The organism is Pararhizobium qamdonense (assembly GCF_029277445.1).
Classification (GTDB): Bacteria; Pseudomonadota; Alphaproteobacteria; order Rhizobiales; family Rhizobiaceae; genus Pararhizobium; species Pararhizobium qamdonense.
The window spans coordinates 656,057-672,343 of the sequence record NZ_CP119566.1; the positions used below are offsets into that span (position 1 = coordinate 656,057).

Sequence of the window (16,287 nt, forward strand, 5' to 3'; positions counted from 1 at the left end):
AACTCGAAGCCATGATCGCGGCGGGAACGCTGACCCGTGACCCGGCGCAACTCGTCATCGCCAAGCGGCTCGATCACCTCTCCTCGGAACTGGCCGCCAGCCGCGCCCAGCGCAAGTCGAATGCGCTCGGCTGGCTGTTCGCCTCGCGCAAGACCGAGCAGCCGCCGCTGAAGGGGCTTTATCTCTATGGCGGCGTCGGGCGTGGCAAGACCATGCTGATGGACCTGTTTTTCGAGACGGTGCCGATCCAGCGCAAGCGGCGGGCGCATTTCCATGAATTCATGGCCGATGTGCACGAGCGCATCTTCAAGCACCGGCAGAAGTTGAAGAACGGCGAAACGCGCCAGGCCGATCCGATGCCACCCGTGGCGGCGGAAATCCTGTCGGAGGCCCGTCTTCTGTGCTTCGACGAATTCTCTGTCACCGACATCGCCGATGCGATGATCCTGTCGCGGCTGTTCGGTGAGCTGTTTTCCAAGGGCTGCGTGCTGGTGGCGACATCCAATGTCGAGCCGGGCAATCTCTACAAGGATGGGCTTAATCGCGGGTTGTTCCTACCGTTCATCGACCTTTTGAAGGCGCATGCGAACATCGTGCCGCTGGATACGGCGACGGATTACCGGCTGGCGAAGATCGAGGGCCTGCCGGTCTGGTCTTCGCCGCTCGGGCCGCAGGCTGACGCCGAGCTCGACAATGCCTGGAAGCTGGCAACGGCCGGGCTGACGGTCAATTCCGCTGAAGTTGCCTTCAAGGGCCGAAAGATCGTCGTTCCCAAGGCTGCCGGCGAATGCGCGCGGTTTTCCTTTGCCGATCTCTGCGAAAAGCCGCTCGGGGCTGCGGATTATCTCGCCATTCTCTCGCAGTACCGGACGATCTTTGTCGAGCATATCCCGCATCTGGGGCCGGAGCGGCGCAATGAGACCAAGCGCTTCATCATGCTGATCGACACGATCTACGATCACAGCGCGCGGCTATTTGCCTCCGCAGCGGCGGCGCCGGTCGATCTGCTGACGGCAAAAAAAGGCACCGAAGGGTTCGAGTTTGACCGCACGGTATCGCGCCTGATCGAGCTTCAGAGCAAGGAATATGCCGCAAACCATGACGGCAATTCTGCTGTTTTGTGACACATTGACGACGCATTATATTACGTTTACGTAAGAATTTTATGATCTAACCGATTGAAATTGCTCTACGCAAAAGTATCGGTTGATATTTGAATTTTTGAAGTTTAATTCCTTGCGCCGAAGGTTTGCCATAGCTCGCGCTCGAGGCGCCACGTCAGGCCTTGTCAGATTTGGATCGCAAAGGAAGCACTTTCATGGCGCGCAACAAGATCGCACTTATTGGTTCTGGAATGATTGGTGGCACGCTGGCGCATCTCGCCGGCCTGAAAGAACTGGGCGACATCGTCCTGTTCGACATTGCCGACGGCATTCCGCAGGGCAAGGGTCTCGATATCGCTCAGTCCTCTCCCGTCGAAGGCTTCAATGCCAATCTCACGGGTGCCAGCGACTATTCCGCAATCGAAGGTGCGGATGTCTGCATCGTCACCGCCGGCGTTGCCCGCAAGCCCGGCATGAGCCGCGACGATCTGCTCGGCATCAACCTCAAGGTCATGGAACAGGTCGGCGCCGGTATCAAGAAATATGCCCCGAACGCCTTCGTCATCTGCATCACCAACCCGCTCGACGCGATGGTCTGGGCGCTGCAGAAGTTCTCCGGCCTGCCGAAGAATATGGTCGTCGGCATGGCCGGCGTGCTCGATAGCTCGCGTTTCCGCCTGTTCCTGAGCCAAGAATTCAACGTGTCCGTCCAGGACGTGACTGCCTTTGTTCTCGGCGGCCATGGCGACACGATGGTGCCGCTCGCCCGTTACTCGACCGTTGGCGGCATTCCGTTGACCGATCTGGTCAAGATGGGCTGGGTCACCAAGGAGCGCCTGGAAGAGATCATCCAGCGCACCCGCGACGGCGGCGCAGAAATCGTCGGTCTCCTGAAGACCGGTTCGGCCTACTACGCTCCGGCCGCATCGGCGATCGAAATGGCTGAATCCTTCCTCAAGGACAAGAAGCGCGTGCTTCCGGCGGCCGCCTATCTGTCGGGCCAGTACGGCGTCAAGGACATGTATGTCGGCGTTCCGACGATCATCGGTGCCGGCGGCATCGAGCGCATCATCGAAGTCGAATTCAACAAGGCCGAGCAGGAAGCCTTCGAAAAGTCGGTCGCTTCGGTGGCAAGCCTTTGCGAAGCCTGCGTCGCCATCGCTCCGAGCCTCAAGTAAGAGCGCTCCCGGTATTGCCATCAGGCCGAAACAGGAAATTTCCCGATGAACATTCATGAATATCAAGCCAAGGCTCTGTTGAAGACCTTTGGCGCACCGGTTGCGGAAGGTGTCGCCATCTTCTCGGCGGATGAAGCAGAAGCGGCTGCAAAGTCGCTTCCAGGCCCGCTCTACGTGGTCAAGAGCCAGATCCATGCGGGCGGCCGCGGCAAGGGCAAGTTCAAGGAACTCGGCCCGGATGCCAAGGGCGGCGTTCGCCTGGCGTTTTCCATCGACGAAGCCAAGGCGCATGCCAAGGAAATGATGGGCAACACGCTGGTGACAGCGCAGACCGGCGAAGCCGGCAAGCAGGTCAACCGTCTCTATATTGAAGACGGCGCCGACATTGCCCGCGAGCTTTACCTCTCGCTGCTCGTCGACCGCTCGGTCGGCCGCGTTGCCTTCGTGGTGTCCACCGAAGGCGGCATGGACATCGAGGCTGTCGCCCATGACACGCCCGAGAAGATCCACACCATCGCCATCGATCCGGAAACGGGCGTGACGGATGCGGACGTTGCCGCGATCTCCAAGGCTCTGGAGCTTTCGGGCGCTGCTGCCGAAGATGCCAAGTCGCTGTTCCCGATCCTCTACAAGGCCTTCAACGAGAAGGACATGGCGCTGCTCGAGGTCAACCCGCTGATCGTCATGAAGAACGATCATCTGCGTGTTCTCGATGCCAAGATGTCGTTCGACGGCAATGCGATCTTCCGTCACGACGACGTCAAGGCGCTGCGCGACGAGACCGAAGAGGATGCCAAGGAAATCGAGGCCTCGAAGTGGGATCTCGCCTATGTGGCGCTCGATGGCAATATCGGCTGCATGGTCAATGGCGCAGGTCTTGCCATGGCGACGATGGACATCATCAAGCTTTACGGCAAGGAGCCGGCAAACTTCTGCGACGTCGGCGGTGGCGCCGGCAAGGAGAAGGTGGCTGCGGCCTTCAAGATCATCACGGCCGACCCCAAGGTCGAAGGCATTCTCGTCAACATCTTCGGCGGCATCATGAAATGTGACGTCATTGCCGAAGGCGTCGTCGCTGCCGTGCAGGAAGTCGGCCTCAAGGTTCCGCTCGTCGTGCGGCTTGAAGGCACCAATGTCGAGCTCGGCAAGAAGATCCTGAATGAATCGGGTCTCGCGATCACGGCGGCAGACGACTTGGACGATGCGGCCAAGAAGATCGTCGCTGCGATCAACGCCTAATTTGAAGGACCCGAACGTATGTCTATTCTCGTCAATAAAGACACAAAGGTCCTGGTTCAGGGCCTGACCGGCAAGACCGGCACTTTCCACACCGAGCAGGCGCTTGCCTATTACGGCACGCAGATGGTCGGCGGTATCCACCCCAAGAAGGGTGGCGAAACCTGGACGGGTTCGAAGGGCGAAAGCCTGCCGATCTTTGCAACGGTTGCCGAAGCCAAGGAACGCACCGGCGCCGACGCGTCCGTGATCTACGTTCCGCCGGCGGGTGCCGCAGACGCGATCATCGAGGCGATCGAAGCCGAGATCCCGTTCATCACCTGCATCACCGAAGGCATTCCGGTCATGGACATGGTTCGCGTCAAGGCCCGCCTCGACCGTTCCAAGTCGCGCCTGCTCGGCCCCAACTGCCCGGGCATCCTGACGCCGGAAGAATGCAAGATCGGCATCATGCCGGGCTCGATCTTCCGCAAGGGTTCGGTCGGTATCGTCTCGCGCTCCGGCACGCTGACCTATGAGGCCGTGTTCCAGACCTCGAACGAAGGCCTTGGCCAGACGACCGCTGTCGGCATCGGCGGCGACCCGGTCAAGGGCACGGAATTCATCGACGTGCTGGAAATGTTCCTCGCCGACGACGCCACGACCTCGATCATCATGATCGGCGAAATCGGCGGCTCGGCTGAAGAAGATGCGGCACAGTTCCTGATCGACGAAGCGAGACAAGGCCGCAAGAAGCCGATGGCAGGTTTCATCGCCGGCCGGACGGCGCCGAAGGGCCGGACCATGGGCCATGCCGGTGCTGTCGTTTCCGGCGGCAAGGGCGATGCGGAATCGAAGATTTCGGCCATGGAAGCGGCTGGCATCAAGGTCTCGCCTTCCCCGGCGCGCCTGGGCAAGACGCTGGTCGAAGTCCTCAAGGGCTGAGACAGACCATACCAAGACGTGACCGGGCTTCCCATTGCGGATGGCCCGGTCTGCACCATTTGAAGATGTGAAGGCGCATCAAGCGCTTTCGACAATGCGGTTTACTTTCGCAAATGCGGTTTACCGGGGCCAGCACCCGGCAGAGTTAACAAGTCAGGAGGCGGACGGACAGGTCCGCAGAGCACCATGGCACGGCAAGAAGCCAACGAGCAATTTCAGCTGACTTCGTTCCTTGATGGAGCGAATGCCGGCTATATCGATCAGCTCTATGCGCGCTACGAAAACGATCCGTCGTCGGTCTCCGGCGAGTGGCAGTCGTTCTTCAAGGCGCTGCAGGAGCAGCCGGAAGACGTGATCAAGGCCGCCAAGGGCGCTTCCTGGAAGAAGCCCAACTGGCCGATCCCGGCGAGCGGCGACCTGGTCTCGGCGCTGGACGGCGACTGGGGTACGGTCGAAAAGGTCATCGAAAAGAAGGTGCAGGCGAAGGCAGAAGCCAAGGCCGTCGAAACCGGCGTTGCCGCAGCACCCGCCGACGTACACCAATCGACCCGCGACAGCGTGCGCGCGATCATGCTGATCCGCGCCTACCGCATGCGCGGCCATCTGCATGCCAAGCTCGACCCGCTGGCGATTGCCGCTCCGGTCGACGATTATCATGAGCTGTCGCCGTCCAACTACGGTTTCGGCCCGGAAGACATGGACCGCCCGATCTTCATCGACAACGTGCTGGGCCTGGAATATGCCACCCTGCGCGAGATCGTCGATATTCTCGAGCGCACCTATTGCTCGACGCTCGGCGTCGAGTTCATGCATATTTCCGATCCGGAAATCAAAGGCTGGATCCAGGAGCGCATCGAAGGTGCGGACAAGGGTGTCGATTTCACGCCGGAAGGCAAGAAGGCCATCCTGCAGAAGCTGATCGAGGCCGAAGGTTTCGAGCAGTTCATCGACGTCAAGTACAAGGGCACCAAGCGCTTCGGCCTCGATGGCGGCGAATCGCTGATCCCGGCGCTCGAGCAGATCATCAAGCGCGGCGGCCAGGAAGGCCTGAAGGAAATCATCCTCGGCATGGCCCATCGCGGCCGTCTGAACGTCTTGACCAACGTCATGGGCAAGCCGCACCGGGCGGTGTTCCATGAGTTCAAGGGCGGCTCGGCTGCTCCCGACGATGTCGAAGGCTCCGGCGACGTGAAATACCATCTGGGTGCTTCGTCAGACCGCGAGTTCGACGGCAACAAGGTGCATCTGTCGCTGACGGCCAACCCGTCGCATCTGGAAATCGTCAATCCTGTCGTCATGGGCAAGGCCCGCGCCAAGCAGGACCAGATGGCCAAGATCTTCGAAGGCGACGTCATTCCGTTGTCCGAGCGGGCGCAGGTCATGCCGCTTCTGCTGCATGGCGACGCGGCCTTCGCCGGCCAGGGTGTCACGGCTGAAATTCTCGGCCTGTCGGGTCTGCGCGGCCACCGCGTCGCCGGCACTGTGCATTTCATCATCAACAACCAGATCGGTTTCACCACCAATCCGGCGTTTTCGCGCTCGTCGCCCTATCCGTCCGACGTTGCCAAGATGATCGAAGCGCCGATCTTCCACGTCAATGGCGACGATCCGGAAGCGGTTGTCTATGCCGCCAAGATCGCCACCGAATACCGGATGAAGTATCACAAGCCTGTCGTCGTCGACATGTTCTGCTACCGCCGTTTCGGCCATAACGAGGGTGATGAGCCGTCGTTCACGCAGCCGAAGATGTACAAGGTGATCCGCGCCCACAAGACGGTCGTGCAGATCTATGGCGAACGCTTGATCGCAGAAGGCCTGATCTCCGAAGGCGAACTGGAAAAGATGCGTGCCGACTGGCGTGCGCGTCTGGAGCAGGAATTTGAGGCCGGACAGTCCTACAAGCCCAACAAGGCCGACTGGCTTGATGGCGTCTGGTCGGGGCTTCGCGCTGCCGACAACCAGGATGAGCAGCGCCGCGGCAAGACCTCGGTGCCGATGAAGGTGCTGAAGGATGTCGGCCGCAAGCTGTCGGAAGTTCCGGCCGGCTTTGCCGCCCACAAGACCATCCAGCGCTTCATGGACGGCCGCGCCAACATGATCCAGACCGGTGAAGGCATCGACTGGGCGATGGCGGAAGCACTCGCATTCGGCACGCTCTGCGTCGAAGGCACCAAGATCCGCCTGTCGGGCCAGGATTGCGAACGCGGCACGTTCTCGCAGCGCCATTCGGTTCTCTACGATCAGGAAACCGAAGAACGCTACATCCCGCTCGCCAACCTCTCGCCGGCCCAGGCCCGTTACGAAGTCATCAACTCGATGCTTTCGGAAGAGGCGGTGCTTGGCTTCGAATACGGCTATTCGCTGGCGCGCCCGAATGCGCTGACGCTCTGGGAAGCCCAGTTCGGGGACTTCGCCAATGGTGCACAGGTCGTGTTCGACCAGTTCATCTCGTCGGGCGAACGCAAGTGGCTGCGCATGTCGGGCCTCGTCTGCCTGCTGCCGCACGGCTACGAAGGCCAGGGTCCGGAACATTCCTCGGCCCGGCTCGAACGCTGGCTGCAGATGTGCGCCGAAGACAATATGCAGGTGGCCAACGTCACGACGCCGGCCAACTATTTCCACATCCTGCGCCGTCAGACGAAACGCGACTTCCGCAAGCCGCTGATCATGATGACGCCGAAGTCGCTGCTGCGCCACAAGCGCGCTGTCTCTTCGCTGTCGGAAATGGCCGGCGAGACCTCGTTCCACCGTCTGCTTTGGGACGATGCCGAGGTCATCAAGGATGGTCCGATCAAGCTGCAGAAGGACGCCAAGATCCGTCGCGTCGTGCTGTGCACCGGCAAGGTCTATTACGATCTGCTGGAAGAGCGCGAAAAGCGCGGCATCGACGATGTCTATCTGCTGCGCGTCGAACAGCTCTATCCGTTCCCGGCCAAGGCGCTCATCAACGAACTCTCGCGCTTCCGCCATGCCGAAATGGTCTGGTGCCAGGAAGAGCCTAAGAACATGGGCGCCTGGTCGTTCATCGACCCCTATCTGGAATGGGTGCTTGCCCATATCGATGCCAAGTACCAGCGGGTGCGCTATACCGGCCGTCCGGCCGCTGCCTCGCCGGCAACGGGCCTGATGTCCAAGCATCTCGCCCAGCTTGCCGCATTCCTCGAAGACGCGCTTGGCGGCTGAAAAACGGGAGGCTGAAAGGCCTCCCTCATCTGCCTCACCAGAAACAGACACCCGATCAACGGACGACAAAAAATCATGGCCACAGAAATCCGCGTTCCCACTCTGGGCGAATCCGTCAGCGAAGCCACCATCGGCACCTGGTTCAAGAAGGTCGGCGATACCGTCAAGGCCGATGAGCCGCTGCTTGAACTCGAAACCGACAAGGTCACGATCGAAGTGCCGTCACCTGCCGCCGGCGTATTGTCGGAAATCGTGGCTGCCGCCGGCGAGACCGTCGGCCTCGGCGCACTGCTCGGCAACATCACCGCAGGTGCGGCGGGTGCTGCACCCGCAGCGCCTGCTGCGGCTGAAAAGAAGGCGGCCGAGCCGGCGCCTGCCGCGCCCGCAGCCGCTGCTGCGGCACCCGCCGCAACGCCTGCCGCTTCTGCCATGCCGGCAGCACCGGCTGCTGCCAAGATGCTGGCAGAAAACAACCTTTCGGCTGAACAGGTCGATGGTTCGGGCAAGCGTGGCCAGGTTCTGAAGGGCGATGTCATCGCCGCCGTTGCCAAGGGCATTTCGGCACCTGCAGCCGTGTCCGAGCCGGTCAAGGCCGTGACGCGCGGCCCTTCGGCTGCCGAGGACGCACCGCGCGAAGAGCGCGTCAAGATGACCCGTCTGCGCCAGACGATTGCCAAGCGCCTCAAGGACGCACAGAACACGGCTGCGATGCTCACCACCTATAACGAGGTGGACATGAGCGCCGTCATGAGCCTGCGCACCAAGTACAAGGACATTTTCGAGAAGAAGCACGGCGTCAAGCTCGGCTTCATGGGCTTCTTCACCAAGGCGGTGACGCATGCCCTGAAGGAAATTCCCTCCGTCAACGCCGAGATCGACGGCACCGACATCATCTACAAGAACTTCTGCCATATCGGCATGGCCGTCGGCACCGACAAGGGCCTCGTCGTTCCCGTCATCCGCGATGCCGACACGTTGTCGATCGCCGAAGTCGAGAAGGATCTCGGCCGTCTCGCCAAGCTTGCCCGCGATGGTGCGCTCTCCATGGCCGACATGCAGGGCGGCACGTTCACCATCACCAATGGCGGCGTCTACGGTTCGCTGATGTCCTCGCCGATCCTGAATGCGCCGCAGTCGGGCATTCTCGGCATGCACAAGATCCAGGACCGCCCGGTCGTGGTCGGCGGTCAGATCGTCATCCGTCCGATGATGTATCTGGCGCTCTCCTACGATCACCGGATCGTCGACGGCAAGGAAGCCGTGACCTTCCTGGTGCGCGTCAAGGAAAGCCTGGAAGATCCGGAACGTCTCGTTCTCGATCTGTAATTGGACGATCTTGGGGCTCAAGGCCCCTCATCCGGCCTGCGGCCACCTTCTCCCCGCCTGCGGGGAGAAGGGACAAGCGGCAAACTCCGTCATCCCCTCTCCCCGCGAGCGGGGAGAGGGTTAGGGTGAGGGGCACTTCTCAACACGAGAGCCCAGCCGATCAAAAGGAATAGTCTTCAATGGACGCAGCAGTTCTGGCCGTATCGCCTTTCATCACGCTTCTCGCCTGGAGCGTAGTGCTGCTTTTGGTCCATATCGGGCTGCAGAGCATTCCTGCCACGCTGGAGCTGGGCTCGTCCTGGAACGCTGGCCCGCGTGACGACGGGCAAAAGCCGTCCGGCGTGTTTGCCGGCCGTGCGGAACGGGCCTTCGCCAATTTCCGCGAAACCTACCCGGCCTTTATCGGTCTTGCCGTGTCGCTGGCGATTACCGGCGATCTCAGCGGCTGGGGCCTGGTTGGCGCGTGGCTGTGGCTCGTCTGCCGGATCGTCTATATCCCGCTCTACCTGGCAGGCATTCCCTATATCCGCTCGCTCGTCTGGGTTGGATCGTTGATCGGCTTGCTCGTCATGACGGCCGTGCTTATCTTCTGACGGATATCGGAACCCGTAAACGACCGGAGACACCGCCGTGCATCCCTATCTGTTCGAACTTGCTTCCCTGATGGCGATTTTCTCCTTCGCCATTGTCTCGCCCGGTGCCGATCTTGCCATGGTCATGCGGCAGTCGATCGTCAACGGCCGCCGCTCCGCCGTCATCACGTCTTTTGGCGTCGGCACGTCGCTGATGTTTCATGTGACCTATACGATCCTCGGGCTCGGGCTGTTGATCTCGCAGTCGATCTACCTGTTCAACATCGTCAAATGGTGCGGTGTCGCCTATCTTCTTTATATAGGCATCAAGTCTCTGCGCGCCGGCAAGACCGACATGACCACGCAGGCTGACGGCATTGCGGCCAGCGAAAAGCGTCAATCCGGACTGAAAGCCTTTGGTCTCGGCTTTGCCGCCAATGCGCTCAATCCGAAGCCTGTGTTCTTCTTCCTGTCGATCTTTTCAACGGTGGTCAGTGCCCACACGCCGATCATGGTCAAGTTCGGCTATGGCCTGGTGATGGCGAGCTGCCTGATCCTCTGGTTCGTGGGCGTCAGCCTGTTCATGACGACGCCGAAGATGCGCGCCGCGTTTTCGCGCGCCAGCCAATGGATCAATCGCGCCAGCGGTCTGGTCTTCATTGCGCTCGGCTTGAAGCTCGCCACCGAAAAGGCAGCCTGAGCATGCGCCTTGCCGTTTCCGCATCGATCTTGAGCGCATTGTTGGCGGTTTCGCCGGCAATGGCTGCCGATTGCCTGCAGGAGCGGGCCATTTACGGTGACGCGGACGGTGCCTACGAGCTGCGTTTCGAGCCGGTCGGCTCGACGAGTGCGGTCACCAGCAATCATTTCAAGGTCATGGTCGGCAAGACCGGCCTGGTGCTGGACGGGATCGTCATGCAGTCCGGCGAGCCCGAGCGCGCCAATGGCATGATCATGAACAATTGCCCGGAAGGCGATGTGACCGGCGACGATATCGCCGCCTGCACCGTCTGGCAGGGCGTCATCTATTCCGTCGGTGCCGACGGCAAGGTTGCCTCGCTGCCGGGCGAAGGTATTGCGGCTGCCTCACAGGTGCTTTTGCCCGATTTCGGCCCCTCGATCCGCAATTCGCCGATCTGGGGCAAAGCGACGGTCGCGCCGTGGGACGCTCTCACCCTCAAGGGATGCGGCCAATGACGCGCGATGACGTGCCCGTTCTGCTGGTGCCCGTTCTGCTGGTGCCCGTTCTGCTGGTGACCGGCGGCAGCCGCGGCATCGGTGCGGCCATCTGCCGGTCGGCCGCAGCGCAGGGCTGGGCGGTTGCCGTCAATTATGCCTCCAATCGCCCTGCCGCCGACGCGGTCGTGGCCGCAATCGAAGCGGATGGCGGGATGGCCATTGCCGTGGAAGGCGATGTCGGCACCCAGGCTGGGATCGACAGTATCTTTGCTGCAGTGGACAAAGCGTTTGGCAGGCTCGACGGTCTGGTCAACAATGCCGGTATTGTCGATGTTCCCGTGCGGATCGATGAGATCACGGCGGAGCGGCTGGAGCGGATGCTGCGGATCAATGTCTCCGGTTCGATCCTGTGTGCCTCTGCCGCGATCCGACGCATGTCGGTGCGTCATGGCGGCAAGGGCGGCGTCATCGTCAATATTTCCTCGATGGCCGCCGTGCTCGGGTCCGCCGGGCAATATATCGATTATGCCGCCTCCAAGGGCGCGATCGACACGTTCACGGTCGGGCTTGCGCGCGAGGTCGTCGCAGACGGCATTCGCGTCAATGCGGTGCGCCCCGGCGTCATCGATACGGATATCCACGCGTCCGGCGGGCTTCCCGACCGCGCCCGCGATCTTGGACCAACCATTCCCATGCAACGGCCGGGCACCGCGCAAGAGGTTGCCGACGCCGTTCTCTATCTGCTTTCGCCTTCGTCGTCCTATGTAACGGGCGCCATTCTCAACGTCAGCGGCGGACGCTAGCCGCTCTCAGGAAGGACTTTTCTATGGCTTATGATCTCATCGTTATCGGTACCGGCCCCGGCGGCTATGTCTGCGCCATCAAGGCGGCCCAGCTCGGCCTCAAGGTCGGCGTCATCGAGAAGCGCGCCACCTATGGCGGCACCTGCCTCAATATCGGCTGCATTCCATCGAAGGCGCTGCTGCATGCGTCTGAAGTCTTCCACCAGACCGGCCACGGCATCGATGTGCTGGGCGTCGAAGTCGCCGCACCGAAGCTGAACCTGGAAAAGATGCTCGCCCACAAGGACGCGACCGTTAAATCCAATGTCGATGGCGTCGCCTTCCTGTTCAAGAAGAACAAGATCGATACATTCCAGGGCACCGGCAAGGTGCTCGGCGAAGGCAAGGTCTCCGTCACCAGCGACACGGGTGAAGAGCAGATCATCGAGACCAAGAACGTTGTCATCGCGACAGGTTCCGATGTTGCCGGCATTCCCGGCGTCGAGGTCGATATCGATGAAAAGATCATCATTTCGTCCACCGGCGGTCTGGCGCTCGAAAAGGTCCCGGCCACCATGGTCGTGGTCGGCGGCGGCGTTATCGGCCTCGAACTCGGCTCGGTCTGGTCGCGTCTCGGCGCCAAGGTCACCGTGGTCGAATATCTCGATACCATCCTCGGCGGCATGGACGGCGAGGTTTCCAAGCAGTTCCAGCGTTTGCTGGTCAAGCAGGGCATCGATTTCAAGCTCGGCGCCAAGGTGACCGGCGTTGAAAAGTCCGATAAGGGCGCCAAGGTGACCTATGAGCCGGTCAAGGGCGGCGATGCCGCGACGATCGATGCCGATGTCGTCCTGATCGCCACCGGCCGCAAGCCATTTACCGACGGTCTCGGCCTTGCCGAAGCCGGTGTTGTGCTGGACAAGCGCGGCCGCGTCGAAATCGATCATCATTTCCTCACCAACGTGCCCGGCATCTACGCGCTGGGTGACGTCGTGCGCGGCCCGATGCTGGCGCACAAGGCCGAGGATGAAGGTGTTGCCGTTGCCGAGATCATCGCCGGGCAGGCGGGTCACGTGAACTATGACGTCATCCCGAGCGTCGTCTATACCCAGCCGGAAGTCGCCTCCGTCGGCAAGACCGAGGAAGAGCTGAAGGCTGCCGGGATCGCCTACAAGGTCGGCAAATTCCCGTTCACCGCCAATGGCCGCGCCCGCGCCATGCTGGCCACCGACGGCTTCGTGAAGATCCTGGCCGACAAGGACACCGACCGGGTTCTCGGCGGTCATATCGTCGGCTTCGGTGCCGGCGAAATGATCCACGAAATCACCGTTCTGATGGAATTCGGCGGCTCTTCGGAAGATCTCGGCCGCACCTGCCATGCGCATCCGACCATGTCGGAAGCGGTGAAGGAGGCAGCCCTCGCCACCTTCTTCAAGCCGATCCATATGTGAGAAACATCATATCGAAAACCGGAGGGGGCCGTGACAATCGGCCCCTTTGCGGCTCTGCCATGCGCGGTCTAGGATCGGCGCATTCAAGGAGTGCCGCCATGCCGCAAAGCCCCCGCTCAGTTCCGGTCACTTTCCCGCACCCGGCCTTGCCTTTGGCCGATTGGGCGGATTGTTACGAGCTTCTCGTCCCGGGACAGGCGACCACCGCGATCTCTGCCGCAAGACGGGCCTTGGGCGATTTTCCGGCCTGGGTCCGCGCCTTGATGTGGCTGCGAAACGCCGTTGTCAGCCCCTTCGGCCTAAAGGGGTCGGGTGCCGGGGGAAAGCATGAGATGATCGGTTTCTTCCCCATCATCTCGCAATCCAGCGAACAGGCCGTGCTCGGCTTTGACGACACGCATTTGGATTTCCGCATCGTCGTCGATGTGCGCCAGGCAGGCGAACTTGCCCAGCGCGTCAGCGTCACGACGCTGGTGCGCCGCAAGATCCTGTTGGGCAAGATCTATATCGCCGTCATCACGCCGTTTCACCGGCTGATCGTCAAGACCATGCTGGCGCGGCTTGCCCGTCCTCTCGCTTCAATAAGCTGAGCCGGATATTCTTTTTCGCCGTCGATCCGCCCTTGTAAAGCCAAGGTTCAGCACCATTTTTCCTTGGCGGCGCAACCGGTGCCGGTGGCCCAAGGCAGGTATCCGTGGCATCCGATTTCAGTGCGCCCAAACTCTCCCGCCCCAAAACCTCGACGGTCATCCGGCGGATCAGCTATGAGGCGGGGCAGAACCTGCGGCTGATCACCGTTGGCGTGGCAGTCTTCATCATCCTGCTTCTGGGGGCGTCCTTCTGGGTGTCCAAGAAGGGGCAGGAGGCGGACGAGGCCGTGGCGCATACGGTCCACAATGAGCGGCTGATCTCGGTCGTGCAGTCCCAGCTCCAGGATGCGGAAATTGGCCAGCGCGGCTATCTCCTGACCGGCGATCCCTTCTATCTCGAGCCCTATGACAAGGCCCTCAGCGGGCTGGGCGCCAGCGTGGAAAGCCTTGCGGTCGGCGTTTCCGACAATCGCCGCCAGGATGGCAATGTTGCCGTGCTGCGCTCGCTTGCGGCGCAGAAATTGTCGGAACTGCGCCAGACCGTCGAGCGCCGGCGTGCCGGCGATGAAGCCGCAGCCGTTGCCGTGTTGCGCAACGGGCAGGGCAAGGTGCTGATGGACGGGGTGCGCGACGTTTTGGAGCGCATGCGCGTGGAAGAGGAAAGCCTGATGACAGTGCGGGCCAACCAGGCGCGCCGCGCCGGGTTCGTGCTGGAGATGATGGTCATCGGGCTGGCGCTTCTGACGGCGCTTCTGGGCGTGATCGCAGTGCGGGCCTCGCTGCGGCGTGCGCGCTCGGCGGAGGCGTCCCGCGACGAGCTGTTGCAGCATCTCGACCGCAAGCTCCTGGCCATCATGGCCGCCGATATCGTCGGCTATAGCCGGATGATGGAGGGCGACGAAACCCAGACGCTGTCGCGGCTCAAAGACGTGCGCGACCGCATCGATCCGATCATTGCCAGCCATAGCGGCAGCATCGTCACCACGGCCGGCGACAGCGTGCTGGTCGCCTTTGCCAGCGCACTGTCGGCGATCGATTGTGCGGTGGAGATACAAGGGGCAATGGCGGCCGACAATGAGGAACTGCCGGAGGCCGATCATCTGATGTTCCGCATCGGCATCAATGTCGGCGATGTCATCGTGCAGGATGGCGATGTCTTCGGCGATACGGTCAATGTGGCGGCCAGGCTGGAACCGATGGCCGATCCCGGCGGCATCTGCATTTCACGCGCGGTGCGCGATCATATCCGCAAGCAGAGGCACCTGACGTTCGACGATCTGGGCTTTCTGAAGGTGAAGAATATCGCTCATCCGGTCAGCGCATTTAAGGTGCGGTTCGATCCGGCGGTGCAGTTGGAAGCGTTGGGTTGAGACAAAGTTGTTCCGGCCGCCCCGCCGGAAATTGGGGAGGCCCACCCCCCTCTGTCACTTCGTGACATCTCCCCCGCAAGGGGGGAGATTGTTCTTTTTCCCTTTTGGCGACAGAGCTAGCGATTAATCTCCCCCCTTGAGGGGGAGATGTCGGCGTCGCCGACAGAGGGGGGTAAGCCGATCCCGATCTCAAATTCAACGGCCGCGCGATCAGCCGCTTACTGCAGCGTCCGCGGCTGCAGCTGGGCCGGCTGTTCGACGGCGACATTGGCGCCCGTGCCGGCGGCCTGGGCGTCAAGGCCCGTGGCAACGACGGAAACGCGGAATACGCCGTCCAGGCTCTTGTCGAAGATGGCGCCGACGACGATATCGGCATCCTCGTAGACTTCCTCGCGGATGCGGGTGGCGGCCTCATCGACTTCGAACAGCGTCATGTCGGAGCCACCGGAGATCGAGATCAAGACGCCCTTGGCGCCCTTCATCGATACTTCGCTCAAGAGCGGATTGGCGATTGCCGCTTCGGCGGCCTTGGAGGCGCGGCTTTCGCCGCTCGCTTCGCCCGTGCCCATCATGGCGCGGCCCATGCCCTTCATCACCGATTTGACGTCGGCGAAGTCGAGGTTGATCAGGCCTTCCTTGACGATCAGGTCGGTGATGCAGCCGACGCCGGAATAGAGCACCCGGTCGGCAATGACGAAGGCATCGGCAAAGGTGGTCTTGGCGTCAGCGATGCGGAAGAGGTTCTGGTTGGGAATGACGATGACGGTATCGGCAGCTTCGCGCAGCCGCTCAATGCCCTCCTCGGCCGATTGCATGCGGCGCTTGCCCTCGAAGCTGAACGGCTTGGTGACGACGGCCACCGTGAGAATACCGGCATTGCGCGCGGCCTGCGCGATCACGGGGGCTGCGCCCGTGCCGGTGCCGCCGCCCATGCCGGCGGTGACGAAGCACATATGCGTGCCGCCGAGATGATCCATGATCTCGTCAATCGATTCTTCGGCTGCCGCGCGGCCGACTTCCGGCAGCGAGCCGGCGCCGAGACCCTCGGTCACCTGCGCGCCGAGCTGGATCAGCCGGGTCGCCTTCGACATGGTCAGCGCCTGCGCATCGGTGTTTGCAGCGACGAATTCGGCGCCCTGCAGGCCCTCGGTAATCATGTTGTTGATGGCATTGCCGCCGCCGCCGCCGACACCGATGACTGTGATCTTCGGCCTCATTTCCGAAATCACGGGTTTCTTGATCTCTGTCATCTTGTCTCCTTGGACGTAAGCGCGGCCCCGGCAAATGGAAGCGCGTTCCGGGGGCTGCATCGAATGCGAAGCGGAGCGGGCGCGAATCAGGCTGCCGCAGGTTATGCTGGCAAAAAGGCAGAGAGACGGCGCTGGTGCAAGAG

At 61.7% G+C, this 16,287-nt stretch carries 14 protein-coding genes; 13 read left to right on the forward strand and 1 reads right to left on the reverse strand.

Annotated elements, in window-relative coordinates; genetic code table 11:
* The first annotated feature begins 11 nt into the window (after positions 1–11).
* From zapE to PYR65_RS03275, 13 genes are all read left to right on the forward strand, one after another.
* Positions 12–1,124: a cell division protein ZapE gene (gene zapE / locus PYR65_RS03215; protein ID WP_407951300.1), complete on the forward strand. Its 1,113-nt coding sequence runs from the start codon at positions 12–14 to the stop codon at positions 1,122–1,124.
* A gap of 194 nt (positions 1,125–1,318) precedes the next feature.
* Positions 1,319–2,281 carry a malate dehydrogenase gene (gene mdh / locus PYR65_RS03220; protein ID WP_060639016.1) on the forward strand — a complete coding sequence of 321 codons (963 nt, stop codon included), beginning with the start codon at positions 1,319–1,321 and terminating at the stop codon, positions 2,279–2,281.
* A 45-nt stretch (positions 2,282–2,326) separates the two neighbouring features.
* Entirely contained in the window at positions 2,327–3,520 is a 1,194-nt protein-coding gene (sucC, locus tag PYR65_RS03225) for an ADP-forming succinate--CoA ligase subunit beta (RefSeq protein WP_060502749.1), read from the forward strand.
* 18 nt (positions 3,521–3,538) lie between these two features.
* Complete coding sequence (gene sucD / locus PYR65_RS03230; RefSeq protein ID WP_060639017.1) at positions 3,539–4,441, forward strand: succinate--CoA ligase subunit alpha; 903 nt, start codon at positions 3,539–3,541, stop codon at positions 4,439–4,441.
* 186 nt (positions 4,442–4,627) lie between these two features.
* Entirely contained in the window at positions 4,628–7,624 is a 2,997-nt protein-coding gene (locus PYR65_RS03235; protein WP_276119879.1) for a 2-oxoglutarate dehydrogenase E1 component, read from the forward strand.
* A gap of 75 nt (positions 7,625–7,699) precedes the next feature.
* Positions 7,700–8,950, forward strand: coding sequence for a 2-oxoglutarate dehydrogenase complex dihydrolipoyllysine-residue succinyltransferase (gene odhB / locus PYR65_RS03240; protein ID WP_276119880.1), 1,251 nt, complete (start codon positions 7,700–7,702; stop codon positions 8,948–8,950).
* A 179-nt stretch (positions 8,951–9,129) separates the two neighbouring features.
* A complete protein-coding gene (locus tag PYR65_RS03245; RefSeq protein ID WP_276119881.1) occupies positions 9,130–9,543 on the forward strand; it encodes an MAPEG family protein in 414 nt (137 codons plus the stop codon).
* Between the two features lie 37 nt (positions 9,544–9,580).
* On the forward strand, positions 9,581–10,222 hold the full coding sequence (locus PYR65_RS03250; protein WP_276119882.1) for a LysE family transporter: 642 nt from the start codon (positions 9,581–9,583) through the stop codon (positions 10,220–10,222).
* Between the two features lie 2 nt (positions 10,223–10,224).
* Entirely contained in the window at positions 10,225–10,719 is a 495-nt protein-coding gene (locus PYR65_RS03255) for a hypothetical protein (protein WP_276119883.1), read from the forward strand.
* Positions 10,716–11,504: an SDR family oxidoreductase gene (locus tag PYR65_RS03260; RefSeq protein ID WP_276119884.1), complete on the forward strand. Its 789-nt coding sequence runs from the start codon at positions 10,716–10,718 to the stop codon at positions 11,502–11,504. Before PYR65_RS03255 ends, PYR65_RS03260 begins: the two co-directional genes overlap by 4 nt.
* A gap of 23 nt (positions 11,505–11,527) precedes the next feature.
* The gene (gene lpdA, locus PYR65_RS03265; RefSeq protein WP_060639024.1) at positions 11,528–12,934 is read left to right on the forward strand and encodes a dihydrolipoyl dehydrogenase; all 1,407 of its coding nucleotides are present in this window, start codon (positions 11,528–11,530) and stop codon (positions 12,932–12,934) included.
* Between the two features lie 98 nt (positions 12,935–13,032).
* Positions 13,033–13,524, forward strand: a complete 492-nt coding sequence (locus PYR65_RS03270; protein WP_276119885.1) for a DUF2867 domain-containing protein — start codon at positions 13,033–13,035, stop codon at positions 13,522–13,524.
* A gap of 104 nt (positions 13,525–13,628) precedes the next feature.
* The gene (locus tag PYR65_RS03275) at positions 13,629–14,894 is read left to right on the forward strand and encodes a CHASE3 domain-containing protein (RefSeq protein WP_276119886.1); all 1,266 of its coding nucleotides are present in this window, start codon (positions 13,629–13,631) and stop codon (positions 14,892–14,894) included.
* Positions 14,895–15,112: 218 nt separating this feature from the next.
* Here PYR65_RS03275 and ftsZ read toward each other — a convergent pair whose 3' ends face one another.
* Entirely contained in the window at positions 15,113–16,144 is a 1,032-nt protein-coding gene (gene ftsZ, locus PYR65_RS03280) for a cell division protein FtsZ (RefSeq protein ID WP_060639027.1), read from the reverse strand.
* Between the last annotated feature and the right edge of the window lie 143 nt (positions 16,145–16,287).